We start from the raw sequence: 23,414 nt of genomic DNA, 5'->3' as shown, positions 1-23,414 counted from the left end.
TCTTCCAACTCCCCCGGGGCGGATCGGGACATCGGTTCAGCGAAGGGTGCGGGCCATGTCGTCCCACAGATGGGCGGTCGTCTCCACTCCCTTGAGGAGCAGTTCCAGCTCGACCTTCTCGTTCGGTGCGTGCCAGCCGTCGGACGGTACGGAGATGCCCAGGAACAGCACGGGCGCCGCGAGGACGTCCTGGAGGTCGGCCGCCGGTCCCGAACCGCCCTCGCGGGTGAAGCGGATCTTGTGACCGTCGAAGGCACGGCCCATGGCTCGTACGACCGACCGAAGGGCCGGATGGTCGAGCGGCGTCAGGCAGGGCCGGGTTGCGGCCCCGAAGACGATCTCGTGCCGGATACCGGCAGGGATCCGGGAGTCGACCCAGTCCGTGACGGCGCGTTCGATCTTGTCGGGTTCCTGACCGGCGACCAGCCGGAAGGACAGTTTCAGCTGCGCGGACGACGGGACGATCGTCTTGCCGCCGGGGCCCTGGTAGCCGCCCCCGATGCCGTTCAGCTCGGCCGTCGGGCGGGCCCAGACGCGCTCGAGCGTGGAGTATCCGGCTTCGCCGAGCGTCCCGTGCGACTTCGCGGTGCGCAGCCAGGTCTCCTCGTCGAACGGCAGCTCGGCGAACAGCTCGCGCTCCTCGTCGGTGAGCGGTGCGACGCCTTCGTAGAAGCCGGGGATCGTGACCTGCTCGTTCTCGTCGTGCAGCGCGGCGACCAGGCGGGCGGCGACGGTCGCGGGGTTGGGGACGGCGCCGCCGAACGAGCCGGAGTGGATGTCCTGGTCGGGGCCGTACAGCGTGATCTCGCAGTCGGCCAGGCCGCGCATGCCGGTGCAGACGGTCGGGGTGGTCTCCGACCACATGCCCGTGTCGGAGACGATCACGGCGTCGGCGGCGAGGCGGTGCGCCTGCTGTTCCACGAGTGCGCGGAAGTGCGGGGAGCCGGACTCCTCCTCGCCCTCGATCAGCAGCTTGAGGTTGACGGCGGGGGCGGTACGGCCGGTGACCGCGAGGTGGGCGCGCACGCCGAGTGTGTGGAAGAACACCTGCCCCTTGTCGTCGGCGGCGCCGCGGCCGTACATCCGTCCGTCGGCGATCAGGGGCTCGAACGGGTCGGTGTGCCAGCCGTCCTCACGGGCGGCGGGCTGCACGTCGTGGTGGCCGTAGACCAGCACGGTGGGCGCGTCGGGGTCGCCGGACGGCCACTCGGCGAAGACCGCCGGGGCACCGGATGTGGGCCAGATCTCGGCGACCGGGAAGCCGGTCTCCGACAGCTTGCCCGCGAGCCACTCGGCGCTGCGCCGTACGTCCCCGTCGTGCTCCGGCTGAGCCGACACGGACGGGATGCGCAGCCACTCGGCGAGGTCGTCGAGGAAGGCGGCGCGGTGCTGCTGTATGTACGTACGGACGGCGTTGTCCGGGGTCTCGCTCATGCTCTTGAGCCTAACGGGCGCCGGCACCGGACTCGTCGGCCGTCCCGCCCAGCAGGATGCGCTCCAGTCCGGCGCGGTCGGGGAGGCCGTCGGGATGCACGATCTCGCCGGTGCGTACGAACACGAACGTGGCGGTCACCGCCTCGAGCGGTATGCCGTGCTGTTCGGCCCACGCGAGGCGGTAGACGGCGAGCTGGAGGGGGTCCGCGACGCCGCTGCGCGCGGTCTTCCAGTCGACGATCTCGTACGTGCCCTCACCGGTCCGGTACACGGCGTCGATCCGGCCCCGCACGACCCGGCCGGCCAGCGTGAACTGGAACGGCGCCTCGACGCGGTACGGGGTGCGGCGGGCGTACGGCGTGCGCTCGAAGGCCTCCTTGAGCGCGGCGAGGTCCTGCTCGTCCGCGATGTCGTGCTCGTCGGCGCCGCCCGGCAGCTCGTCCGGGCCGAGCATGGGAAGGGCGAGCTCCTCGAAGCGCGACTCCACCCAGGCGTGGAACCGGGTGCCTCTGCGGGCCGCGGGCTGCGGCGGACGGGGCATGGGGCGGGCGAGCTCCTGGGCGAAGCCGTCGGGGTCGGCGGCGAGGCGGAGCAGCTGGGACGCGGAGAGGGAGGCCGGCACGAGCACCTCACGGACGGTCGCGCGGGTACGGCGCAGTTCGCCGGTGAGCGCGTCGAGGTCGCGGTCCCATGACGCGATGGCGCGGGCCTCCTCGGGAGTGAGTGCCTCCCGCCTCCCGTTCCCTCCCGAGGTCCGGTGCGGGCCTTCGGCGCTCCGGGGAGCAGAGGGGTACGCGGCGTCAGCGTCTCCTGGGGCGGCGACGGCGGCGCGCTCGGCGTGCGGGGACGGCTGATGCGGGACGGTCGGCGCCGGCGGCGGGGGCGCGAACGGGTCGTCCTCCGGGGGCTCGGTCGGCCACTCCCATTCCTCCGGGTCGGCGGAGGGAGCCGGCACGGGACCGCGCTCGGCGGACGGCACCGTCACGGGTGCCGACCCGGACCCGGAACCGAGCCCGGAACCGGGCCCGGAACCGGGCCCGAATTCGAAGTCGGCCTCGAACTCGGGCTCAGGCTCGGGCCCGGTGCCGAACTCGGCCTCGAACTCGGGCTCAGGCTCGGGCCCGGTGCCGAACTCGGAGTCGTACGCGGGCCCGGAGCCGGAGTCGAACTCCGGCTCCCGCCCGGACTCGGTCTCCGGATCCGGCTCGGATCCACGTACGTGGTCGGCTCCGGCCGACGCACCCGCTCCGACCCCGCCCGGCACCGCCGTCAGCGCCTCGAGGTGCGCCATGACCGTGTCTGCCGCTGCCCGGCGGCGGGACAGGGAGACGGGGTCCAGAGGCAGCGGCCAGGCGTGGTCCGCGGTGGCCGTGCCGAGCGCCGGGTTCTCCGCGTCCTCCTCGGGCTCGTCGGCCCAGACCTCGATCTCGCCGTGGCCCTGCTCGCAATGGTCGTACAGGGCCTCCAGGAACGCGGACGGGCCGCGCCGCCGCTTCTGGCTGGGCCCCCACCAGTGCGCGGAGCCGAGGAGGAGCGAGCGGGGGCGGGTGAAGGTCACGTAGCCCAGGCGCAGTTCCTCCGTGTGCTGGTGGTCCTTCATCGCCTCCTTGAAGGCCTTCAGCCCCCCGGCGTCCCACGACTCGACGTCCGGCAGTGTGTCCGCGTCACCGCGCAGGGCGTGCGGAAGGACCTTGGACTGGGACGTCCATGCCTCTCTGGCCTGGTCGTTCGGGAAGTGCTTGGCGACGAGCCCCGGCACGGCGACGACGTCCCACTCGAGGCCCTTGGACTTGTGCGCGGTGAGCACCTTGACCGTGTTCTCACCGCCCGGAAGGGCGTTGTCGAGCCCCTTCTCGTACTGCGCCGCGGTACGCAGGAAGCCGAGGAACGCCAGCAGTGTCGCTTCCCCGTCCAGCGCGGCGAAACCGGCGGCGATGTCCAGGAAGTTGGCGAGGGTCTCCCGTCGGCGGGCGGCCAGCGCGTGCGGCGAGGCGGACAGCTCGACCTCGAGGCCGGTGGTGGAGAGCACCCGGTGCAGGACGTCCATCAGCGGGTCGGCCAGCGAGCGGCGCAGGTCACGCAGTTCGGCGGCGAGGCGGGCGAAGCGGACCCGTGCCTCCGCGGAGAAGGGAAGTCCGTCGTCCTCGTTCCCGGCCGACTCCAGGAACGTGTCGAGCGCGTCGGCGAGCGAGATGATCTCCGCCGGGTCGGTGCCCTCCACCGCCGCCGCGAGCCGCCGCTCCGGATCGTCGTCAGCGGAGGCATGGTGGACGAGCAGCCGCGCCCGGCGGCCGAGCAGCGCCAGGTCGCGCGGCCCGATCCGCCACCGGGGGCCGGTGAGGATGCGAACGAGCGAGGCGTTGGCGCCGGGGTCCTGGAGCACCTCGCACATCGCCACCAGGTCGGCGACCTCGGGCAGGTGCAGCAGCCCGGAGAGGCCGACGACCTCGACCGGGACGTCGCGGGCGACCAGGGCGCCCTGGATCTCGGGGAAGTCGCCCGCGGTACGGCAGAGGACCGCGATCTCGCCCGGCTCCTTGCCGGTGCGGACGAGGTGGGCGATGGAGTCGGCGAGCCACTCGATCTCCTCCGCGTGCGTCGGCAGCAGCGCGCAGCGCACGATGCCGTCCCGCTCCGCACCGGGCGCGGGCCGCAGTGCCTCGACCCCCTCGTGCATGGCGCGCAGCGGCGTCGCGAGGCCGTTGGCGAGGTGCAGCAGACGCCCGCCACTGCGGCGGTTTTCGCTGAGCGAGTAGCGGTCGGCGGGACGGCCGTCGCAGTGGGGGAAGTGGACGGGGAAGTCGTCGAGGTTGGCGACGGACGCCCCGCGCCAGCCGTAGATCGCCTGACAGGGGTCGCCGACCGCGGTGACGGCGTGGCCCGTGCCCTGCCCGAACAGTCCGGACAGCAGCAGCCGCTGGGCCACCGACGTGTCCTGGTACTCGTCGAGCAGGACGACCCTGAACTCGTCGCGGAGGAGGGTGCCCACCTCGGGGCGGGTGAGTGCGAGCTCGGCGGAGAGCGCGATCTGGTCGCCGAAGTCGAGCAGGTCCCGCTGCCGCTTCGCCGCGCGGTAACGCAGGGTCAGGTCGAGCAGCTCGCGGCGCGCCTCTGCGGCCTCCGGGACCTTGCGGAGGTCCGCGTTGGTCAGCCGGGCGCCTTCGAGGGTGCGGAGCAGCTCAGTGTCGTACTCCTTCAGGCGCTCAGCGGGCACGAGGTGCTCGGCGAGCTCCGCGTCGAGCGCGAGCAGGTCGCTCACGAGAGAGGGGAAGGAACGGGTGAGCGCGGGGTACGGTCCCGGGGCCTCGCGCAGCACACGAGCGGCGAGCTGGTAGCGGGTGGCGTCGGCGAGCAGCCGGGCGGTCGGCTCGAGTCCGATGCGCAGGCCGTGGTCCTTGAGGAGCTGGCCGGCGAAGGCGTGGTACGTGGAGATGCGCGGCTCGCCGACCGGGGTGTCGCCGCCGAAGACCGAGGAAGGGTCGCCCGGGTCGATGGCGTCGGGGTCAGTCACGCCGGCCCGGACGAGGGCGGTGCGGACGCGCTCGGCGAGCTCGCCGGCGGCCTTGTTGGTGAAGGTGAGTCCGAGGACCTGGTCGGGCGCCACCTGGCCGGTGCCGACGAGCCAGACCACCCGGGCCGCCATGACCGTCGTCTTCCCCGAACCGGCGCCGGCCACGATGACCTGCGGGGCGGGCGGCGCGGTGATGCAGGCCGTCTGCTCCGGGGTGAAGGGGATGCCGAGCAGCTCTTTGAGCTGCTCGGGGTCGGTGATGCGTGCGGTCACCCCGTAGAGGCTAACGGGGACCACCGACAGCAGTGGTCCCCGTTCGTGCGCGGGACCCGACCCGAACCCGGTCCGTCCCGGCGCCTTCGCGGTCCGTCTCCGGTCGGGTCCCGGCCCGGTCCGGCATGCCGGACCGGCCGCCACGGCAGGCGGGCCCGCGAGGCCGCGCAGCAGTGGCTCGGCCAGAGGGAGCCCGGCGCCGTGCCGCAGCCGGCAGCGCGCAAGCGCGGGCCCCCATAGCCCGGGCAGCCCGCAAGCGCGGGGCCGTAGCCCCGGAGCCGGCCGCCTGTACCGGTCTCTAGGACGCGCTGTCACCGTCCGCGGCCGTCCCCGCGCCGGAGCCGGTGTCCCCGCCGGTGCCCTCGTCGCCGTCGGAGCCTTCGCCGGAACCCGGTTCGTCGCCGGTGCCGGCATCGGTGTCCTGGTCCGAGCCGGAGTCCTCGGCGGAGCCGGTGCCCCCGTCCGCCTCCGGGTCCTCACCGGGGTCCGTGCCCGCTCCGACGCCGGAGTCCCCTCCCGTGTCCGACTCCCCGTCCGTGCCGCTCCCGTCGCCGGACTGCGTGGGGCCCGCCTCGAAGCCGAGGCCCGCGCCCCCGGTCAGGTTGTCCAGGTCGACCACTTCCCCGGCCGGCGGCGCCTCGACCTCGACCGGCTCGTCGTAGCGGGAGAGAACGATGGTGCCGGTCTCGTTGCCACCGGCCTTGACGATCTTGAGGACATGGGGCTTGCCCTCCTTCGCGACATGGACCGTCGTCGTCCTGTCCTGCTCCTTCTTCACGAGGGTCACCGTCGGTACGCCCTCGACCTCGGAGTCCGGGCCCTTGGTCATCTGCTTCCGGTCCGCCTCGTCCACGTCCATCTGCGCGAACATCGCCTTGAGGTCGCAGACGCGGTCCAGGTCCTTGACGGTCCCGGTGGGCATCTTGACCCACCGGCCCTGCATGAGTTCCGCGACGGCGTCGTTGTCCACCCCGGGCGACTCGGAGGAACGCTCGCGCAGTGAGGCGCTCCAGAACTGCTCGTCGCCCTTGAGGTACATGACCTCGGACGCCTGGCGGAGTTCCGCTCTGCCTCCCTTGACGCCGAGCAGGCCGCTGCATTTGTCGCCGGAGTCGAGGGCGAGGTCGACGGAGACCGGCTCGCCGTCCTTCTCGATCCGGCCCGCCATGGTCAGGGACTTGGCGGCTCTGGTGGCCGCGACCGCCTTGTCGGCGATCTGCCCGGCGTCGAGGCCCTCCAGCGATTCGCCGTCGCCGCTGGTCACGGCCGCAGGCCCCCTTCGCTCCCCGGAGGCTCCCTTGGCCTTGATGTCACCGTCCTGGGAACAGCCCGCCAGCACGATGACGGCACTCGCACAGACCGCCGCCGTCACCAGGGACTTCCGCTTGGCCGTCATGTTGTCTCTCCTCGCAGATCCGGATGGGCCCGCCACGACGTGTCGCGGTGGCCGGGAAGTCCATTGGATCTGCGCAAATGTGACACTGCATGACAAAACTCCGGTCATTCCACTATTTGGCGGCCCTCCGGCTGCGCGCTGCACGATGCGCGGAACGCGCAATGGGCGCAGTGCTGCCCGGTGGAGGGCGTGAAGCGCTCGTCGAGGACCCGGCCGGCAGCGGTGGCGAGCAGGTCCCCGACCCATTCGCCGGTGAGCGCCTCCTGTGCCTGCACCTTCGGCAGGGCGTCGCCGCCCTCCTTCTTCGCGGCCGGCTGCCGCAGCTGTACGAGCTCGGCGCCGCCCGGCTCGGGGCGGTTCCCGCCGAAGACCTCGTCGACCGCGCCCTCGCGGACGGCCAGCTGATACACGGCGAGCTGGGGATGGCGGGCGACCTCGTCCTTCGTGGGCGTCTGCTTGCCCGTCTTGAAGTCGACGACATAGGCGCGGCCCTGCTCGTCCTGCTCGACGCGGTCCATGGAGCCCCGGATGCGCACCTCGAACCCGCCCGCCTCCAGCGTGACGTCGAAGTCGTGCTCGGTGGCGGCGGGGCGGCGTCCGCCGCGGTCCATGACGTGCCAGCGCAGGAAACGCTCGAGTGCGGCGCGCGCGTGCCCCTTCTCCTGCTGCGACTTCCAGGGGGCGTCGAAGACGAGCGCGTCCCACACCGAGTCGAGGCGCTCCATGAGAACGGCGAGGTCGGCGGGGGTACGGCCGGAGGCGACCTCGTCGGCGAGCACGTGCACGACGTTGCCGAAGCCCTGGGCGGCGGTCGCGGGCGCGTCGGCCTTCACCTCCCGGCCCAGGAACCACTGGAGCGCGCAACTGTTGGCCAGCTGGTCGAGTGCGCTGCCGGAGAGCGTGACGGGCTGGTCCCGGTCGCGCAGCGGCTTCGCGCTGTGGGTGGCGTCGTACAGCCCCCACCAGCGGTACGGGTGCGCGGAAGGCACCAGCGGCTGTCCCTCCTCGTCGGTCAGCGCCGCGAGCCGGGCCAGCCGGCGGGCGGCGGCCTCCCGCAACCGGGGCGAGGCGTCCGGGTCGACGGTGGTGGCGCGCAGTTCGGCGACGAGCGGGGCCACGGCCAGCGGGCGGCGCGGACGACCGGTCACATCACGAGGCTCCACGCCGAGTTCGGCCAGGAAGCGGGAGGGCTGGTCACCGTCGTCGGCCGGGGCCTTGACCGCGGTGACGACGAGACGGTCACGGGCGCGGGTGGCCGCCACGTAGAACAGCCTGCGCTCCTCCGCCAGCAGGGCGCCGGGGGTGAGCGGCTCGGCGAGGCCGTCCCGTCCGATGCGGTCGGCCTCCAGAAGTGAGCCCCGGCGCCGGAGGTCGGGCCACAGGCCCTCCTGCACACCGGCGACCACGACGAGGCTCCACTCCAGACCCTTGGAGCGGTGCGCCGTCATCAGCCGCACGGCCTCCGGGCGGGCCTCCCGCCTGGAGAGGGTGTCGGCGGCGATGTCCTGCGCTTCGAGCTCCTCGATGAAGTTGAGCGCGCCGCGGCCGCCGGTGCGTTCCTCCGCGCGCGCCGCCGTCTCGAAGAGCGCGCAGACGGCGTCGAGATCACGGTCGGCGTTCCGGCCGGCCGCGCCGCCGCGGAACGCCGCACGCTCCAGGCGCTGCGGCCACGGGGTGCCGTCCCACAGCAGCCACAGGGCCTCTTCCGCGGTGCCTCCGCCCTCCAGGAGTTCGCGCGCCTTGCGCAGCAGGGCGCCCAGCCGCTGGGCGCCTCGGGCGTACGCCGGATCGTGGGCGACAAGCCGCTCGGGCTCGGCCAGCGCGCGGGCGAGAAGCTGGTCGGACGGCGGCGGCAGCGTGTTGCCCCCGGCCCGCTCCTCGTCCCGCAGCGCCCGGCCGAGACGGCGCAGGTCCGCGGTGTCCATGCCGCCGAGCGGCGAGGTCAGGAGAGTGAGCGCGGTCTCGGTGTCGATCCACACGGCGGGCTCGGGACCGGGCTCCCGCGCCTCGCCCGCCTCCTCCGGAACCCCGGAGACCTCAGCCGCGCCGTCACCAGCATCGCCCCGCTCGCCCGCCTCCTCCGGAACCCCGGAGACCTCAGCCGCCCCGTCACCGGCGCCGGGCTCCTCGCCCGCTCCCCCGGCGACAGGCGCGGGCGCCGGTGTGGGCGGCGCTTCCGCCGGGCGGCCCGCGGCCGCCGTCGCGACCGTACGCAGGGCGGTCAGCAGCGGCGCCACCGCCGGTTCATGGCGCAGGGCCACGTCGTCGCCGTCGATCTCGAGTGGTACGCCCGCCGATGTCAGGGCGCGCCGCATGGAGGGGATGGTGCGGCCGCCCGCCCGGACGAGCACCGCCATCTCGTGCCAGGGGACGCCGTCCTCGAGATGTGCGCGGCGCAGGATGTCCGCGATGTTGTCCAGCTCCGTGGAGGCCGTCGGATAGGTGTACGCCTCGACGCGGCCGCCCTCGCGGACCGCCGCCAGTTCGCGGTGGGCGCGGACCTTGCCGGCCGGCAGCCGTGTCAGCGGCATCCGGCGGGTCAGCAGCCGCGTCGCCGCCAGCAGGGCGGCCCCACTGCGCCGGGACGTGGTCAGCACGGCGACGCCGGCGGGAGTGCCGTCGGCACGGGGGAAGGCGTCGGGGAAGTCGAGGATGCCGTTCACGTCCGCGCCGCGGAACGCGTAGATCGACTGGTCGGGGTCGCCGAAGGCGACGAGTGTCCGCCCGCCGCCCGCCAGCGCGCGCAGCAGCCGCACCTGGGCCGGGTCGGTGTCCTGGTACTCGTCCACGAACACCGCGTCGTAGGCGGGCGGCGCCACCTCCTCGGCCAGCAGGACGGCCCGGTGCACCAGTTCCGCGTAGTCGAGCACCCCCTGGAGGTCGAGGACGTCCAGGTATTCGGCGAGGAACGAGGCGGCCGCGCTCCAGTCGGGCCGGCCGATGCGGGCGGCGAAGCGGGCGAGGGAGTCCGGGCCGAGGCCCAGCTCGCGGCTCCGGGCCAGCACGGCACGGACCTCGTCGGCGAAGCCGCGGGTGGTCAGGCACGCCCGCAGTTCGTCGGGCCAGCGGACGCCGGGCAGGCCGATCTGGCCGGCGAGGAGTTCCCGCACGGTGACGTCCTGCTCCGGACCCGACAGCAGGCGCAGCGGCTCGGCGAACAGGTCGGCGTCCTGATGAGAGCGGACGAGCGCGTAGCAGTAGGAGTGGAACGTCGTGGCCTGCGGTCCGCGGGCGCCGCCGAGCCGCAGCGCCATCCGGTCGCGCAGTTCCACCGCCGCTTTGCGGCTGAAGGTGAGGACAAGGATGCGAGAAGGGTCCGTGCCCGCCGCGATCCGGGCCGCGACGGCCTCGACGAGCGTGGTCGTCTTGCCGGTGCCCGGTCCGGCGAGCACGAGAAGCGGTCCGGTTCCATGGTCAACCACCGCGCGCTGGGCTGCGTCCAGGAGAGGGGGAGTCACGGGGCCCGGCGGGGTTCGCACCAGCCGGTACGCGCCCGGGGACCTTCCGCCCCGCCCGTGCGGGCGCGGGAGAACCCCCTGCCGTACCTGCTGCGGGTACGGCACATGCCCGGTGGTGGAGGAGGAGCTCACGTGGATCGCCGGTCCTGGTGGGTGTGCTGGTGGTGAGAGTGCGGTTCGTGCCGCGCGCTGGAGACGCTACGCCAGGCGCCCGGGTACGGACGGCGGAGCCGTTCCGTACCCCGTACGGTCCTCGGAGTCCCCGCCCTGTCGCCGCTTGGCGGAAGCTGTCATATGTGAGCTTCGTCGCTGTACGCCCCGGCGCCGTCCCATCGCGCGCGTTTCATGTCGAGGCGCGGCACATGCCCTTCCGCGGCACGGGACGCTTCACGCAACGGGGTCCCCTCCTCGCGGTACCGCTCCAGGGCGCGCAGTTCGTGGCCCGGGAGCAGGACGCCGTCGGAGCGCACCACCCGCCACCACGGCACGGCGCCGCCGTACAGCGCCATGACGCGGCCGACCTGGCGGGGTCCGCCGTCGCCGAGCCACTCCGCGACGTCCCCGTAGGTCATGACCCGGCCGGGCGGGATGCGCTCGGCGACCTCCAGAACCCGCTCGGCGTACTCAGGCAGCTCGTCCATCCGACCCATCCTGCCGCACGGCACCGACAACGCCGTGGCCCTGACGCCCCCGACGGGGACCGCTCCGGCCGGGAGCGGCGTGAGGGACAGCGGCGCGGCCCGAAGACGCACGGCCGGACCGGCCCTGGGCGAGAAGGCCGCGATGCGGAGAGGGAGAATCGGCACATGGGAGGCAAAGAGGGGTACCGTTCTCGCCTCGCGACCCCGCATTGCACCCTGATGCCCCCCTCTGTCGTCCGGTCGTGCCACCATCGTGCGGGCGGTGACTGGTGATACGAGATCAAGAAGAGACAGAGACGGCGAAGGAGCAGGGCGTGCAGCCGAAGGCAGCAGGCACCCCTGATTCCGAGCCGCACCCGGAGAAGGCCGTTCCCGGCAAGGAGACGCCGGCGGCCGGGGTACCGGAGGCCGAGGTGGCCCACGCGGACCAGGTCTCCGGGGACGAACCGCTGCTCGCCGCCCGTGTGCACCGCCCGTCGGACCTGATGCGGCTGCTGATCGGCATTCTGGTCATCGCACTCGTGCTGGCCGTCGCCGCCTTCGCGCAGGGCACCACGAGCGGCCTCGAACAGGACATCAACAAGGGCACCGGACAGGCCCCCGACCTGCTGGTCAAGATCGCCGGCCTGGTGTCCAGCATCGCCGTGCTGCTCGTGCCGGTGGCGTTCGCCATCGAGCGGCTGATCAAGCGGGACGGTCTGCGGATCGCGGACGGCGTGCTCGCCGCGGTCCTCGCCCACGGAGTCACCCTCGCCACCGACCTCTGGGTCGCCAAGAGCGCCCCCGGCTCGCTCCAGGACGCGCTGACCCAGCAGCAGACCGGCGGCGAGCTGACCGATCCGGTGCACGGATACCTGGCGCCGGTCATCGCCTATATGACGGCGGTGGGCATGGCCCGCAGACCCCGCTGGCGCGTGGTCCTGTGGATGGTGCTGATGCTCGACGCCTTCGCGATGCTCGTCGCCGGCTACACCACCCCGTTCTCGGTGCTGCTGACCGTGCTGCTGGGCTGGACCGTCGCGTACGGCACCCTCTACGCCGTCGGCTCGCCGAACGTGCGCCCCACCGGCCGGAACCTGCTCGCCGGCCTGCGTCACGTCGGGTTCCGCCCGGTGACCGCCATGCGTGCGGAGGACGACGCCCCGGAGAGTGCGGACCAGGACCGCGGCCGCCGGTATCTGGTGTCGCTGGAGGACGGCCCTCCGCTGGACGTCACCGTCGTCGACCGCGAACAGCAGGCGCAGGGCTTCTTCTACCGCGTGTGGCGCCGGCTGACACTGCGCTCGATCACGACCCGCCGTTCCATCCAGTCGCTGCGTCAGGCGCTGGAGCAGGAGGCCCTGCTCGCGTACGCGGCGATCGCCGCCGGCGCCAACGCCCCCAAGCTGATCGCCACGTCGGAACTCGGCCCCGACGCGGTGATGCTCGTGTACGAGCACTCCGGGGGCCGTTCCCTGGACTCCCTGGCGGACGACGAGATCACGGACGACGTGGTGCGCGGCGCCTGGCGCCAGGTGAAGGCGCTCCAGTCGCGCCGCATCGCCCACCGCCGGCTCGCCGGCGACGCCATCCTGGTCGACCCGGACGGCCAGGTGATCATCACGGATCTGCGCGGCGGAGAGATCGCCGCCGGCGACATGGTGCTCCGGATGGACATCGCCCAGCTGCTGACGACCCTGGGCCTGCGGGTGGGCGCCGAACGGGCCGTGGCCGCGGCGGTCGAGGTGCTCGGCCCCGACAAGGTCGCCGACTGCCTGCCGCTCCTCCAGCCGATCGCCCTGAGCCGCTCGACCAGGGCCACCCTGCGCCACCAGGCACGCGAGCGTGCCCAGCGCGAGCGGGATGCGGTGCTGGAGGCGTCGGAGGCGGCGAAGCGGGCCCGTACTGAGGGGCCCTCCGCGGACGACCGCAAGGCGGCCCGCAAGGTGGAGCGCGCGGAGAAGCAGGCGGACAAGCGCGCCATGGACGAGGCCATGGACGAGGTGCGCGAGGAGGACCTGCTCTCCCAGATCCGGCGGCAGGTCCTGCTGATCAGGCCGCAGGCCCCCGTGGAGCCCGTCCGTCTGGAGCGGATCAGGCCCCGGACGCTCGTCAGCTTCATCGCCGGCGCGGTCGCCGCGTACTTCCTGCTGTCGCAGATCGCCGGCATCGACTTCGGCACCGTCTTCGCCAACGCCCACTGGGGCTGGGTGGCGGCTGCCCTGCTGTTCTCCGTACTGAGCTACTTCGCGGCGGCGATGAGCCTGCTGGGATTCGTCCCCGAGCGGGTCGGCTTCCTGCGGACGGTGCTCGCGCAGGTCGCCGGGTCGTTCGTCAAGATCGTCGCCCCTGCCGCGGTCGGCGGCGTGGCGCTGAACACCCGGTTCCTGCAGCGCTCCGGTGTCCGGCCGGGGCTCGCCGTGGCCAGTGTCGGCGCCTCGCAGCTGTTCGGACTCGGCGCGCACATCATGCTGCTGCTCTCCTTCGGCTATCTGACCGGCACGGAGAAGACGGCGTCGCTCACCCCGTCCAGGACGGTGATCGCCGGGCTGCTGACGGTCGCCGTGCTGGTGCTGGTGGTGACGGCGATCCCGTTCCTGCGGAAGTTCGTCGTGACCCGGCTGCGGTCGCTGTTCGCGGGCGTGGTGCCGCGCATGCTGGACGTGCTGCAGAGGCCGGGGAAGCTGATCACCGGCATCGGCGGGATGCTGCTGCTGACGGGTGTGTTCGTGCTCTGTCTGGACGCGTCGGTCCGGGCGTTCGACGGCGGGCACCAGCCGGTGAGCTACGCCAGCATCGCCGTGGTGTTCCTCGCCGGGAACGCACTGGGCTCTGCGGCGCCGACTCCCGGCGGTGTGGGTGCCGTCGAGGGCGCGCTGCTCGGCGGTCTGGTGCTGGTGGGCGTACCGGGGGACGTCGCCGCGCCCGCGGTGCTGCTGTACCGGACGATGACGCTGTGGCTGCCGGTCCTGCCGGGCTGGTTCGCCTTCACCCACCTCACCCGCCAGGGCTCCCTCTGACGGGCCGGGGGCTCGCCCGACAGGCCGCCCCCGGCCCGCCGGAAGTCACCCGTCCGGCGTAGCGCGGCATCCTCCACCCGCATGGACCTTCGCCCGTGCGGGGTACTCGGTGGCGGCGCACGATGGCGACATGCCGATAACTTCCTCCGCCGCGCGCGCCGCGGCCGCCGCCACCGTGACAGCCGCATTGCTGGCCGCCGCCGGGTGCTCCGACGAGGGGAACGACGGCGAGGACAGGCCGAAGGACCTCGCCTCCCAGCGACTGGAATGGCGGCCCTGCCCCGCACCCTCGCAGGCGGAAGGCGGCGGTCCGGCGCCGTCGCCGCTGCCGGGCGGGACGAAGTGGGAGTGCTCCTTCATGGACGTCCCGCTGGACTACGCGAAACCGGACGGCGAGACGATCGAGCTGGCCCTGATCCGTGCCCGGGCCCGTGACACCGCGAACCGCATCGGCTCGCTCGTCTTCAACTTCGGCGGACCGGGCGCCTCCGGGGTGCACACCCTGCCGTCGCTCACCTCCGACTACGAGGGTCTCCGGGCCCGCTACGACCTGGTGAGCTTCGATCCGCGGGGAGTCGGCCGCAGTGTTCCCGTGGAGTGCCTCGACGACAGGGAGATGGACGAGTACGCGGCCGAGGACCCGACGCCCGACGACGCGGCCGAGGAGAAGACCTTCCTGGAAGGCATCGAGGACTTCACCAAGGCCTGCGAGGAGAACTCCGGTGACGAACTCCCGTACGTCGGCACCGTCAACGCCGCACGGGACCTGGACCTGATGCGCCAGGTCCTCGGCGACGACAAGCTCCACTACTTCGGCATCTCGTACGGCACCGAGCTGGGCGGCGTCTACGCCCACCTGTACCCGAAGAACATCGGCCGGGCCGTCTTCGACGCCGTCGTCGACCCGACGCTGGACACCGTCCAGAGCGCGCTCGGGCAGGTCAGAGGCTTTCAGCAGGCCCTCACCAACTTCGCGGAGGACTGCCTGGAGCGCGGTGACGCGTGCCGGCTCCCCGGCTCGTCCGTGCAGGAGATCCAGGACTGGATCATCAGTCTGCTGGACCGGCTCGACAAGAAGCCGATCCGGGGGATCGGGGAGCGGATGCTCACCGAGGGGCAGGCGGCGAACGGCATCATCCAGACGCTCTACTCCAAGGAGTACTGGAAGCTCCTGGAGGAGGGCCTCGACGAGGCGGACGGCGGCAACGGGGCTCTGCTGATGGCGTTCTCCGACGCGCTTAACGGACGCTCCGAGAACGGCACCTACAGCAACATCCAGGCGGCGGGCACGGCCATCGGCTGTGTCGACACCAAGGCCCGCTACACCGTCGACCAGGCGAAGGCCATGGTGCCCGAGTTCCGCAAGGCCTCCCCGGTCTTCGGCGAGTACCTCGCCTGGGGACAGGCGAGCTGCAGCAAGTGGCCCGTACCGGGCACCTGGGACCACCCGGACGTCTCGGCGCCCGGCGCGCCGCCCATCGTGGTGGTCGGCAACACCGGCGACCCGGCGACCCCCTACAAGGGCACGAAGGCGATGGCTCAGGCGCTGGGCAAGGGCGTCGCGGTCCAGGTCACCTACGAGGGCGAGGGGCACGGTTCGTACAGCAGCAGCCCCTGCGTCAAGAAGGCCGTGAACGGCTACCTGCTGAACGGCCGGGTCCCCTCCGACGGCACGGTGTGCAGGTAGTGCCGGCGCGTGCCCTGCCTAGGATGTCGAAACTGCCTTCGACGACCGTTGGGATGTGTGGGATGAGACATCGGGTGCGAGCAGTGGCCCTGGCAACGGCGACGATCCTCGTGGCGGCCGGCGCGGCCGGATGCAGCGGGGACGGGAGCGACGGGACCGGCGACGCGCGCAACGGCGAATCCCCGTCCTCCGCCGGCTCCTCCCCCGCGGCGAGCCCTGCCGGTGATCCCGCCCTGCCGGCCGTGCTGACCGGGCAGAAGCCCGATTGGAAGCGCTGCGAGGCCCCGACCAAGGCGTACGGCAGCTCCGCGCAGGCGCCCGGCGGCCAGTGGCAGTGCGCCACGGTCGAGGCCCCGCTGGACTACGGCGACCCGGCCGGGGAGACCATCGGCATCGCGCTGATCCGTTCCAAGGCAAAGGACCCCGAGAAACGCATCGGCTCGCTGCTCTTCAACTTCGGCGGCCCCGGCGGCTCCGGCGTGGCGGCGCTGCCGCGGGCGGCCGAGGGCTACGGCAGCCTGCACAGCCGCTACGACCTGGTCGGCTTCGACCCGCGCGGTGTGGCGGAGAGCTCCGCGGTGGTGTGCCGTGGCGACAAGGAGACGGCGAGGTCGCTGGGCCTGGACGCCACTCCGGACACCGCGGCGGAGGAGAAGACCTACATGGCCGACGCGGCGGCCTTCGGCAAGGGCTGCGCCGAGCGGTCCGGCCGGGTCGTCCCGCACGTCGGCACGGCGAACGCCGCACGCGACATGGACCTGATACGCCACGTCCTCGGCGACGACAAGCTCCACTATCTGGGCTTCTCCTACGGCACCGAGCTGGGCGGCGTCTACGCCCACCTGTACCCGAAGAACGTCGGGCGGCTGGTCCTCGACGCCGTGGTCGACCCGTCCGCCGACTACGCCGGGCACTCGCGCAACCAGGCACGCGGATTCCAGCGCGCCCTGGAGAACTACTTCAAGAGCCGGGGCATCAGCGCGGAAGAAGGCACCGGACGCGTCGTGAAACTGCTGCGGCAGCTCGACCGCAAGCCGATAACCGCGGCCGACGGGCGACGGCTCACCGAGAGCCTCGCGCTGACCGGGATCATCCAGCCGCTGTACTCGCAGAGCAGCTGGAAGTACCTGACCCAGGCACTGGACGCGGCGGAGCAGGGCGACGGCACGGGGCTGCTGCTGATGGCCGACTCGTACAACGACCGTGACGCGAGCGGCCGTTACGGCACCCAGAGCCATGCGCAGCGCGCCATTTCGTGCGCCGACGCCAAGGGCCGGGTGCTGCCCGCCGAGGTGCGTTCGCGTCATCTCGCCGAGTTCACCGACGTGTCCCCGGTCTTCGGCCCGTATCTGGCGTGGGACCTGGCCGGCTGGTGCGCCGAGTGGCCGGTGCCCGGCGAGTGGGAGACGCCGGAGGTCTCGGCGGAGGGCGCGGCGCCCGTCCTGGTGATCGGTACGACGGGCGACCCGGCGACCCCGTACGAGGGTGCGAAGAAGATGGCCGACGAGCTCGGCAAGGGCGTCGGCGTACTGCTCACCAACAAGGGTGAAGGCCACGGCGCCTACGGAAGCGGGACGTGCGTGACGGAGGCCGTGGATGCCTATCTGCTCGCGGGCAAGGTCCCGCAGAACGGCAGTACCTGCACCTCCTGAGGTGCCCGCAGCCGGCACGACGAAGGCCCCGGACCGCTCGACGCGGTCCGGGGCCTGTCTGTTGCCGGGGCGATCAGTAGACCGGCTTCTCCGGCTCGATCTGGTTGACCCAGCCGATGACGCCGCCGCCGACGTGCACCGCGTCGGCGAAGCCCGCCGACTTCAGCACGGCGAGGACTTCCGCACTGCGGACACCCGTCTTGCAATGCAGGACGATCTTCTTGTCCTGGGGCAGGTCCTGGAGGGCGGTGCCCATCAGGAACTCGTTCTTGGGGATCAGCCGTGCACCCGGGATCGAGACGATCTCGTACTCGTTGACCTCGCGGACATCGATGATGTCGATGTTCTCGCCGTCGTCGATCCACTCCTTGAGCTGCTTGGGAGTGATCGTCGCGCCGGCCGCCGCCTCCTGGGCCTCCTCGGACACGACGCCGCAGAAGGCCTCGTAGTCGATGAGCTCGGTGACGGTGGGGTTTTCGCCGCAGACCGCGCAGTTCGGGTCCTTGCGGACCTTCACCTGGCGGTACTGCATCTCGAGGGCGTCGTAGATCATGAGCCGGCCGACCAGCGGCTCACCGATGCCGGCGAGCAGCTTGATGGCCTCGTTCACCTGGATCGAGCCGATGGACGCGCAGAGCACGCCGAGCACGCCGCCCTCGGCGCAGCTCGGGACCATGCCCGGCGGCGGGGGCTCCGGGTAGAGGCAGCGGTAGCAGGGCCCGTGCTCGGACCAGAAGACGGAGGCCTGGCCGTCGAAGCGGTAGATCGAACCCCACACGTACGGCTTGTTCAGCAGCACACAGGCGTCGTTGACCAGGTAGCGCGTGGCGAAGTTGTCCGTGCCGTCGACGATCAGGTCGTACTGGCTGAAGATCTCCATCACGTTGTCGGCCTCGAGCCGCTCTTCGTGGAGGACGACGTTCACGTACGGGTTGATGCCCTTGACGCTGTCACGGGCGGATTCGGCCTTGGAACGGCCGATGTCGGCCTGGCTGTGGATGATCTGGCGTTGCAGGTTGGACTCGTCGACCTCGTCGAACTCCACGATGCCGAGCGTGCCGACACCGGCGGCCGCCAGGTACATCAGGGCCGGCGAGCCGAGTCCGCCCGCACCCACGGCGAGCACCTTGGCGTTCTTCAGCCGCTTCTGCCCGTCCATCCCGACATCCGGGATGATCAGGTGGCGGGAGTACCTGCGGACCTCGTCTACGGTGAGCTCGGCTGCGGGCTCGACCAGGGGTGGCAGCGACACGGGGGCTCCGTCGGTCGGTATGTCAGTACGGTTGTTCTCCTCGTAACACTGCCACGGCCCTTCTCATTCCGAGACACCACGTCCGATCTGCGAGACGATTTCGTCCCAGTAGCCGGGCAGTGTCTCGAATGGTCCGATATGACCCTTTCCCTCCCACCGGCCGCCCCGGTCGGTGAAGAAGATGGTGCCCGCGCCCTGCCACCGGGCGATGCGGGTGGCCTCCTCCAGGTGAGTACGGGGCACGCCATGGACGAAGTGGACGAACCGTTCCGGCGGATATTCGGCCGTCCACTCCGCCACCTGTGACCAGCGGTACTCCGCCCACGGCCCGGAGAAGGTGACCAGCTGGTCCGCGGCCTCCGCGTAGCCGGGATACGGATGCGAACCATGCCCCAGCACCAGGTGCCCGCCGTCCACCACGGCGTCCAGAGTGGCTGTGGTCCGGCGCACGTTCGCCAGATCGGCCCGCTCCGTGGGACAGCGGTCCAGCAGGAAGCCGTCGACCTTGTACCAGTCGAAGAAGTGCTGGGCGTCACGCACCAGGTCGCCGAAGGCCCGCGATCCGTGGGACATGTCGAGGTGCCCCAGGACCCGCACGCCTGCGTTGCGCAGCCGGCCGACGGCGTCCAGACAGTGCGGGTCGGGCCGGTCGCCCGGCCCTGCCGCGACGTTGAGGACGACCCAGTGCAGCGGTGCCCCCGGCCGGGTCAGCTCGGCCCACTCGGTGGGAGCGAGCAAGGGATGCGCGTAGCCGGGAACACCGAACCCCAGCCTTTCCGCGCCGGTGGCGGACAGCGGTGTGTCCGTGGTGGTCAGATGCGGCATGCCGCCTCCATCCAGATGTCGGCGAGGGACTCCTCGAGGTTGATACGGGGACGCCAGCCGAGCCGGTCGCGGGCGGTACGCACGTCCGCCTGCTGCCAGGTTCCGCAGCCGTCCGGATAAGGGGAGGGGGTCGCGGCGAGGTGCTCCACGATCGACTCGGAGCGCGGGCTGCCGATGACCGGGCGGCCGGGCGGCGCGTCCAGCTCGTGCAGGGCGCCCGCGTAGCCGGCGACCCTGGCGAGGATCGACGCGGCGTCCCTGAGCTTCACGGCCCGGCCCGTGCCGATGTTGACGACGCCCTGCGCCGCCGAGAGCGAGGCGGCGTGCACGGCGCGCGCCACGTCCCGCACGTCGACGAAGTCACGCTGTACGCCGAGGCCGCTGAGTTTGAGCTCCCCGTCGCCGGACTGCATGGCGCGCCGCATGGCTTCGGCGAGCCGGCCGAGCGGGGAGCCGGCCGGTGTGCCGGGGCCGACGGGAGAGAAGACGCGCAGGACGACGGCGTCCAGACCCGAGCCGAGCACCAGCTCGGTGGCGGCGAGCTTGCTCACCCCGTAGGGGCCGCCGGGGCGGGGGACGGCGTCCTCCGCGGTCGACGAGCCCTGCTGCGAGGGGCCGTACTCGGACGCACAGCCGACCTGGACCAGCCGGGCGCCGCAGCCGCTGCGGCGCAGCGCCTCGCAGACGGTCGCGACAGCGACGGTGTTGTGTCTGGTCAGTTCGCGGGCCCCGCCGCGGGTTGCGCCCGCGCAGTTGATGACGACACCGGGGTGCACGGCGCCCAGGAAGCGGGTCAGCGCTCCCGGGCTGCCGCCGGAGAGATCGAAACGGACATCGGCGTCGTCGCCGCGGCCCAGGGCGGTGAGGTGCACGGCCGGGTCGGCGAGCAGCCGGTCGGCGACGAATCGGCCGAGGAATCCATTGGCACCGAGCAGGAGCACCCTCATCGCGCGGCTCCTCGGGGCCGACGGGCCGGAGCTGGGTGTTTCGGTGTCATGTGGCTTTCTCCTTAGAAATGTTGCTGTCGGTGCCATGGCGGCCGGTTACTCCGAGGTGTCGGCTCCGCGGAGTGCGGCGGATGCGACGGCGGCGTTCAGAGCAGGTCAGGGGGTGTGTGCCGAGGCCCGGGACAGTGCCGGTACGGCGTGGGCGAGCAGCCCGAGACCGGCGACGCCACAGGCGAGAGCCGGTACGGCCGCCACGCCCCAGGCGGCGACGATCGCCTCCACGGGACGGGCCAGGGCTTCGAGACCGGGCAGGCGTCCCGCCAGCAGCAGGGCCGGGGCGGCCGCTTCGGCGGCGCACGCGGCGGCCAGTGCGGTGGCCGCGGGTCCCGCGAAGCCATGGACGATGAGCAGACGAGCGAGGAACAGCAGCGTGCCGAGCGCGGCCGTCGGGGCGAGTGCGGCGCCGGGGAGCACCAGCCCGGTCGCCGCGAGCAGCGCCATGAGCGTGCCCGCGTACAGGACGAGCGCCGCGAGGAGCAGCGGCCGGGCCCCGGCGGCGAACTCGTCGAGGCCCCGGCTCCGTTCGAGCCTGCGCCGGGCGAGCACGGAGAAGAGGTGGGCGCACCAGGCGGCCGGGGCGACGGCCAGCGCGAGTCCCACGAGCGGCGCGGGGTCCATGGGCCAGGCGCCGTCGGGGCCGCCGGTGGTCACCTCGCGCAGGAGCCCCTGACCGTAGGCAGCGTGGGCGAGCAGGCACAACGTCCACATCCGTACGGAGGCGATGCCGCGGCCCTTCGCGCGCAGGGGCCCTCGGCGCAGGCACAGCGCGACCGTGACGGCCACCGCGGCGGCGCCGGCCACGCCGACCACGAGCCGGAGCGCCCCTCCGGTGGCCGCGGCGCCGGCGACCGTGAGGGCGCACACGGCGCCCGGCAGCAGTGCCAGGAGGAGCCCCGGGGCGAGGAAGGCCCGGCCGGCGCGCGGATCGGCGGCGCGCGCCGGCCGGACGGGGGCGGCGGTGTGCTCCTTGCCTCGGGGCACACGCGCGTACATCTCCTCGGCGAGAGCGAAGACATCGCGGTGGCGGAAGCGTGCCGCGGTGCGGTCCGTGACTCCGTGCGCCTCGAGACCCGCCGCGATCTCCAGCGGGTCGACGGCCTGCTCGCACAGTTCGCGGTGGCGGTGCATGAGCGCCTTGACCGGGTCGGCAGGTCCCCGGCGTCCTTGCCGCGCACCGCCGGGGCCGCCGTCCGCGGCGCCCGGGGCGGCGGCGGATGACCGAGACTCCCCCGGGCGTACGGCGCCCGTCCCGTCGTCGTCCGTCCGGGCGCCCGGTCGCGGCGCGCCGCCGGCCTCCGCTGACGGCTCCGCCGCCGTGTCCGGCCGGTGGCCCGCCTCGGCGGCGGTCGCGGCGGCCAGTTCCTCGTGGAGCTGGGTGAGGGCCGCGAGGGCCAGGGCCGGGTCGGTGGCCCGCCCGGCGCCGGCCGGGTCCGCGTGCGCCGTGCTCCCGGTGACTCTGGGGGCCGTCATGGCTGTGTCTCCTTCGCCGTCTCCGGTGGGGCTCCGGCCGCGACGAGACGCGGCTCCTCGGCCCAACTGGGGGTGCGGGGGCGGGCCGTCGCGCCGGTCCAGGGCGCCGGGACGTGACACTCGGCCGGGTGCGCGAAGGGCAGCGGCCCGCCGTCGGCGTCGACGACGTCCCGCTGGACCGGCGAATGCGACATCAGCTCCAGATAGATGCCGCGAAATGCCGTCAGGTTCTGTTCCACCGTGAAGAGTTCGAGTGCGCGGGCGCGCGCCGCGGCGCCGAGTCGCTCCCGTCGTGCGCCGTCACGCAGCAGGGAGACGCAGGCGTCGGCGAGCGCCCGCGGATTGCGCGGGGGCACGACGAGCCCGGTGCCGCCGATGACCTCCACGACCGCGCCCACGTCCGTGGACACGGTCGCGCGACCGCAGAACATCGCCTCCACGAGGCTGATCGGGAAGCCCTCGACGACGCTGGACAGGACGACCACTCCCCCTGCCGCGTAGGCGTCGACGAGCTCCGGCGCCTCGGGGCCCCCGATCTCCTCGAAGGAGACCGGGTTGTCGCCGACGGCATGGGCGCCGTCGGCCTCGTCGGGGAAGAGCTGAGCCGCGAGCGCCTTGCAGTGAGCGAGATAGGTGACGGCTTCCGGGCTCTGCGCGGGCGCGCCGAACAGTCGGAGCCTGGCGAGCGGTTCCGCCTTGCGGGTCTCGGCGAAGGCGTGGAGCAGGGAGATGAGGTCCTTGGACGGCTCGATCCGTCCGACCCAGACGAGGGTGTGCGGATCGCCGGTGTCGCCGCTCTCGCCGACGGCCGCGAAACGATCCGCCTCCATGCCTGGATAGACCGTGCGCAGCTTCTCGCGGGCCGCGCCGCACCTCTCCTGCCAGCGCCGTGCGTGGGTGTTGCCGGGCGTGATGACGGACGCCTGCCGGTAGACCTCCGCGGCCAGCCGGCCGTGGAAGGCGGCGAGGAGGGCCCGGACCGGTGTGCTCAACCCGGCGTCGGTGGCAGCGAGGTAGTGGGCGCGTAGCTGGACGCCGTACTCGGTGACCAGCAGCGGGACTCCGCAGAAGCGTTTGGCCAACAGGCCGGGCAGGGCTGCCGATCCACCGGCCGCCGCGTGGCAGAGGTCCACCGCGCCGAGGCCGTCCTCGTCGTACCAGTCGAGGAGGAGAGGGCGCAGGGCTCGTTCGAGCCGGTCGGCGAAGGCCAGATGGTCCACCACCGTCGCGCCGTGGACGGTGCGGCGTGTGCCGGGCGCCCGGCAGGCCGACTCGAGGGCGCGCACGGCCGTCTCCGAGCGGAGGGCGGCGTACAGCCCGCCGTGCTCACGGGCGAGTTCCGCCAGTCCGTACAGCCCCTCGGCGAATCCGTCGCCGTCGGCGCACACCGCGGCGGCGAGGTCCTTGAAATGGCCCGCGAAGCGCCGGCGTTCACGCCGCCCGTAGGTCCGGCCGTCGTCCGCCGGCGCCCACAGGGCCGCCGTACGGACCCTGCGAACCTGCGGGGGGAGCTGGATGCAGCCGCGCTTCTCCTGCTGAGCGCTCCGGCTGAGGGCGTACAGGTCGAACTCGTGCTGCTCGAGCCCGCGCACCAGCCGGTCGCACCAGAGCCTGGACTCACCGGTCGCATACGGGTAACCACCCTCCGTGAGCAATCCGATCCGCACAGGTGCACCCCCGATCTCCCGTTGTGGGCGGCCGCCGTTGATTTCCGGCGACTCACAGCGGAACGACGTTAAGCGGACATGCCGGTGGCGCGACGGACGGTTGTCCGTCGCGCCACCGGAAGGGGTGAATGCACGTAACTTT

Annotated in this window: 13 protein-coding genes; 3 read left to right on the top strand and 10 right to left on the bottom strand. The window is 72.7% G+C overall.

Annotated features, from left to right (window positions below):
- Nucleotides 1-36 precede the first annotated feature (36 nt).
- The 5 genes from ACTMTU_RS15635 to ACTMTU_RS15615 all read right to left on the bottom strand — a co-directional run bounded on the left by ACTMTU_RS15635 (nt 37) and on the right by ACTMTU_RS15615 (nt 10,713).
- On the bottom strand, nt 37-1,434 hold the full coding sequence (locus tag ACTMTU_RS15635) for a dipeptidase (protein WP_441264081.1): 1,398 nt from the start codon (nt 1,432-1,434) through the stop codon (nt 37-39).
- A gap of 10 nt (nt 1,435-1,444) precedes the next feature.
- Nucleotides 1,445-5,218 carry a UvrD-helicase domain-containing protein gene (locus ACTMTU_RS15630; protein WP_441264080.1) on the bottom strand — a complete coding sequence of 1,258 codons (3,774 nt, stop codon included), beginning with the start codon at nt 5,216-5,218 and terminating at the stop codon, nt 1,445-1,447.
- Between the two features lie 298 nt (nt 5,219-5,516).
- Nucleotides 5,517-6,614 carry a hypothetical protein gene (locus ACTMTU_RS15625; protein WP_441264079.1) on the bottom strand — a complete coding sequence of 366 codons (1,098 nt, stop codon included), beginning with the start codon at nt 6,612-6,614 and terminating at the stop codon, nt 5,517-5,519.
- 104 nt (nt 6,615-6,718) lie between these two features.
- Nucleotides 6,719-10,204 carry an ATP-dependent helicase gene (locus ACTMTU_RS15620; protein WP_441264078.1) on the bottom strand — a complete coding sequence of 1,162 codons (3,486 nt, stop codon included), beginning with the start codon at nt 10,202-10,204 and terminating at the stop codon, nt 6,719-6,721.
- Between the two features lie 158 nt (nt 10,205-10,362).
- Entirely contained in the window at nt 10,363-10,713 is a 351-nt protein-coding gene (locus ACTMTU_RS15615) for an MGMT family protein (RefSeq protein ID WP_441264077.1), read from the bottom strand.
- Between the two features lie 314 nt (nt 10,714-11,027).
- On the opposite strand from ACTMTU_RS15615, the gene ACTMTU_RS15610 reads away from it, so the two are divergent.
- The 3 genes from ACTMTU_RS15610 to ACTMTU_RS15600 all read left to right on the top strand — a co-directional run bounded on the left by ACTMTU_RS15610 (nt 11,028) and on the right by ACTMTU_RS15600 (nt 17,051).
- Nucleotides 11,028-13,712: a lysylphosphatidylglycerol synthase domain-containing protein gene (locus tag ACTMTU_RS15610; protein WP_441264076.1), complete on the top strand. Its 2,685-nt coding sequence runs from the start codon at nt 11,028-11,030 to the stop codon at nt 13,710-13,712.
- Between the two features lie 130 nt (nt 13,713-13,842).
- The gene (locus tag ACTMTU_RS15605; RefSeq protein WP_441264075.1) at nt 13,843-15,399 is read left to right on the top strand and encodes an alpha/beta hydrolase; all 1,557 of its coding nucleotides are present in this window, start codon (nt 13,843-13,845) and stop codon (nt 15,397-15,399) included.
- Between the two features lie 62 nt (nt 15,400-15,461).
- On the top strand, nt 15,462-17,051 hold the full coding sequence (locus ACTMTU_RS15600; RefSeq protein ID WP_441264074.1) for an alpha/beta hydrolase: 1,590 nt from the start codon (nt 15,462-15,464) through the stop codon (nt 17,049-17,051).
- 73 nt (nt 17,052-17,124) lie between these two features.
- On the opposite strand, the gene moeZ is transcribed toward ACTMTU_RS15600, so the two are convergent.
- The 5 genes from moeZ to ACTMTU_RS15575 form a co-directional block, all read right to left on the bottom strand.
- Nucleotides 17,125-18,303, bottom strand: a complete 1,179-nt coding sequence (gene moeZ / locus ACTMTU_RS15595; protein ID WP_441264073.1) for an adenylyltransferase/sulfurtransferase MoeZ — start codon at nt 18,301-18,303, stop codon at nt 17,125-17,127.
- Between the two features lie 63 nt (nt 18,304-18,366).
- Nucleotides 18,367-19,128, bottom strand: a complete 762-nt coding sequence (locus ACTMTU_RS15590) for a spherulation-specific family 4 protein (RefSeq protein WP_441264072.1) — start codon at nt 19,126-19,128, stop codon at nt 18,367-18,369.
- A complete protein-coding gene (locus tag ACTMTU_RS15585; protein WP_159687600.1) occupies nt 19,116-20,075 on the bottom strand; it encodes an NAD-dependent epimerase/dehydratase family protein in 960 nt (319 codons plus the stop codon). Before ACTMTU_RS15585 ends, ACTMTU_RS15590 begins: the two co-directional genes overlap by 13 nt.
- Before the next feature lie 156 nt (nt 20,076-20,231).
- Nucleotides 20,232-21,605 carry a hypothetical protein gene (locus tag ACTMTU_RS15580; RefSeq protein WP_441264071.1) on the bottom strand — a complete coding sequence of 458 codons (1,374 nt, stop codon included), beginning with the start codon at nt 21,603-21,605 and terminating at the stop codon, nt 20,232-20,234.
- Nucleotides 21,602-23,272, bottom strand: a complete 1,671-nt coding sequence (locus ACTMTU_RS15575; protein WP_441264070.1) for a DUF3492 domain-containing protein — start codon at nt 23,270-23,272, stop codon at nt 21,602-21,604. The genes ACTMTU_RS15580 and ACTMTU_RS15575 overlap by 4 nt, the downstream gene beginning before the upstream one ends.
- Nucleotides 23,273-23,414: the final 142 nt, after the last annotated feature.

Origin of the sequence: Streptomyces sp. OZ13 (genome assembly GCF_052068155.1) — a bacterium.
Classification (GTDB): domain Bacteria; phylum Actinomycetota; class Actinomycetes; order Streptomycetales; family Streptomycetaceae; genus Streptomyces.
The sequence above is the reverse complement of the archived record's forward strand: the minus strand, read 5'-3'. Positions and strand labels throughout refer to the sequence as shown.

What these genes read in the sequence shown, in the direction of transcription:
- ACTMTU_RS15635 (WP_441264081.1), bottom strand. Translation starts at nt 1,434, where the DNA reads ATGAGCGAGACCCCGGACAACGCCGTCCGTACGTACATACAGCAGCAC.
- ACTMTU_RS15625 (WP_441264079.1), bottom strand. Translation starts at nt 6,614, where the DNA reads ATGACGGCCAAGCGGAAGTCCCTGGTGACGGCGGCGGTCTGTGCGAGT.
- ACTMTU_RS15615 (WP_441264077.1), bottom strand. Translation starts at nt 10,713, where the DNA reads ATGGACGAGCTGCCTGAGTACGCCGAGCGGGTTCTGGAGGTCGCCGAG.
- ACTMTU_RS15605 (WP_441264075.1), top strand. Translation starts at nt 13,843, where the DNA reads ATGCCGATAACTTCCTCCGCCGCGCGCGCCGCGGCCGCCGCCACCGTG.
- ACTMTU_RS15600 (WP_441264074.1), top strand. Translation starts at nt 15,462, where the DNA reads ATGAGACATCGGGTGCGAGCAGTGGCCCTGGCAACGGCGACGATCCTC.
- ACTMTU_RS15590 (WP_441264072.1), bottom strand. Translation starts at nt 19,128, where the DNA reads ATGCCGCATCTGACCACCACGGACACACCGCTGTCCGCCACCGGCGCG.
- ACTMTU_RS15585 (WP_159687600.1), bottom strand. Translation starts at nt 20,075, where the DNA reads ATGAGGGTGCTCCTGCTCGGTGCCAATGGATTCCTCGGCCGATTCGTC.
- ACTMTU_RS15580 (WP_441264071.1), bottom strand. Translation starts at nt 21,605, where the DNA reads ATGACGGCCCCCAGAGTCACCGGGAGCACGGCGCACGCGGACCCGGCC.